Annotated in this window: 3 protein-coding genes and 1 pseudogene; 1 reads left to right on the top strand and 3 read right to left on the bottom strand. The window is 62.4% G+C overall.

Going from position 1 to position 2,243, the window contains the following annotated elements; genetic code table 11:
* The 3 genes from EN750_RS30425 to EN750_RS30415 form a co-directional block, all read right to left on the bottom strand.
* On the bottom strand, window positions 1-456 hold a 456-nt coding region (locus EN750_RS30425; RefSeq protein ID WP_145968057.1), incomplete at its 3' end, for a biotin transporter BioY.
* 106 nt (window positions 457-562) lie between these two features.
* Window positions 563-1,231, bottom strand: a complete 669-nt coding sequence (locus tag EN750_RS30420) for a GntR family transcriptional regulator (protein ID WP_027164176.1) — start codon at window positions 1,229-1,231, stop codon at window positions 563-565.
* A gap of 76 nt (window positions 1,232-1,307) precedes the next feature.
* The gene (locus EN750_RS30415) at window positions 1,308-1,910 is read right to left on the bottom strand and encodes a TetR/AcrR family transcriptional regulator (RefSeq protein ID WP_127268976.1); all 603 of its coding nucleotides are present in this window, start codon (window positions 1,908-1,910) and stop codon (window positions 1,308-1,310) included.
* A 100-nt stretch (window positions 1,911-2,010) separates the two neighbouring features.
* Between EN750_RS30415 and EN750_RS30410 the strand changes: the two are divergent.
* Window positions 2,011-2,243: pseudogene (locus EN750_RS30410) on the top strand (MFS transporter); the annotation flags it as partial.

Raw genomic sequence — 2,243 nt, 5'->3', positions numbered from 1 at the left:
AAGCCATGCTGTGCCCAGCACAAGGCAGGCAAGGTTGCCAAGCAGCATGGCGACAAAGGCAAGCATCACCCTTTTGCCGTTCCAGCCGCGTTCTGCTAGCCAGCCGACCAAGGCGCCGACAAGCGGGAAGGCGAAGAGATAGCCACCCGTCGGCCCGACGAAATGCGCGGCACCCGCTGCCCCTCCGGACAGAACCGGAAAGCCGACCGCACCCTCGACCAGCCAGGCGACGATGGTGAGCGCGCCAAGCCGCCAGCCATAGAGCGCGCCGATCAGGGTCACGGCAAAGGTCTGCATGTTTACCGGGACCGGCACCATCGGCACCTCGATATAGGACGCCAGCGCCAGGAACAGGGTGCCAAGCACGACGGCTCCAACCTGCCAGGCAAGAGAACGATCCTGGAGCCGGAGCGGACTGAACGACGGCTTGCCGGGGGAGAATGCGACGTCTGTCATTGGGATTCCTTCGATCGATGAAAATTATAGATAATTTCTCTTTCCGATCTATTATCGAATCCACACTTCCCTGGGGATTGCAAGCCCTCGCTTTGGCGGAGGCTGTCTAACCTACGATGGCGAAGGCTTCGCGCGTTGTTCCGGAAGCCGTCCTGACCGGCTTGCGGCCAATCCATTGGACGTGCCGCCCCAGTGTGACGGCCGCCGATTCGGTGTTTCCCTGCCGCAAGGCGGCGAGGATCGCGCGATGGTCCTGATCGGTGCGCGTCTCCCACTCCGACCGCCATGCCGCGAACAGGAAACGGGCGCTTGCCGCGTGCAGGTCGTCGATGGTGGCGAGCAGGCGCGGCATGCCGCATGGCGCCAGGATCAAGCGGTGGAAGGCGCGGTTGGCTTCCTCCCACGACCTGACATCGCGGGACTTGTCGCCGGCCTTGGTCGCCTCCTCGGCGAGATCGAGAATGGCCGATGTCAGGTGCGGCGCGGCGTGGCGCAGCGCCAGCACCTCAAGGGCGGCGCGCATTTCGGCGACCTCCTTGACCTCGCCCAGATCGAAAGACGCGACGCGCACGCCGCGCCGCGGCTCGCCGATGGCCAGCCCTTGCGCCTCCAGACGCCGGAAGGCCTCGCGCACGGGAACATGGCTGGTTTGGAATTCCTCGGCGATATGATCCTGCCGAAGCCTGGCCCCCGGCTCGATCGCGCCCGAGATGATGCGGTCCGCCAGAACCTTGCTGATGCGCACCGCGATGGTGTCGTCCGTGCCCTTTGCCATGTTTTATAGATAATTTGCGGCAGGGCAGCTTGTCGAGCCAATTGCAGTCGAAATCGCGAGGCGCCAGAAGCAAGACTCAAGGCTGTGAGACGAAACCGTCGAGCGCAGGCATCGCCACGGTGACCAGGTCATGCAGCCGCTTCTTCGGCACCCCGTCGCGCGCCTGCACTGAGAGGCCAAACAACAGCGTGGTGTAGTAGTCGCCAAGCGCTTCCGGATCGGTATCCGGCTTGAGGTCGCCGTCGCGAACACCCTTTCTCAGGCGCTCCACAATCAATGCATTGCGCGCCAGTCGGCGCTCGGCCAGCCAATGCAGCACGCCGTCATTTTCGGTAGCGCAGTTGGTGGCGGCCGAGACAACCATGCAGCCCTTCGGCAGATCCGGCCTTGTGTAGATATCGATCGCATCGCGCAGCAGCCGCTCGACAAACCGCCGAGCGGTTGGTTCTTCGGCAAGGGCACCGGTGGCGAAGCTTCCTTCGCTGGTTTCGTAGAGAACAACGGCTTCGCGAAACAGATCCTCCTTCGAGCCAAAGGCGGCATAGATGCGCGCCGAGGCCAGGCCAAGCATGGAGACGAGGTCGGCCATCGAGGTGCCCTCGTAGCCGCGCATCCAGAAGGCATCGCGCGCTTTCTGCAGAGCCTGGGCTCTGTCGAACTCCCTTGGCCGTCCCGCCATCGCAACCTCCATTTCTTTATCGATCCACAAATAATCCGCTTGACTCAAGATTGCAAATTCAATTCTTTGTCGATCGATAAAGAATCGAAAGGAGACTGGCATGAGTTCACTCGATCAAGGGCTGCCATTCGGCGCCACTACGACACAGGGAGGGATTGGCGCGAAGCGCGGCGCCACGCTGGCATTGCTCGCCTTCGCCCAGCTTATCATCGCTCTCGACATCAACATCGTCTTCGTGGCGCTGCCCGAAATCGGGGCTGGGCTGGGCTTTTCCGGCCAGACCTTGCAATGGGTGGTGAGCGCCTACACCGTGTTTACCGGCGGTTTTTTTCT

Source organism: Mesorhizobium sp. M7A.F.Ca.ET.027.03.2.1 (assembly GCF_003999175.1).
GTDB lineage: Bacteria > Pseudomonadota > Alphaproteobacteria > Rhizobiales > Rhizobiaceae > Mesorhizobium.
The sequence above is the reverse complement of the archived record's forward strand: the minus strand, read 5'-3'. Positions and strand labels throughout refer to the sequence as shown.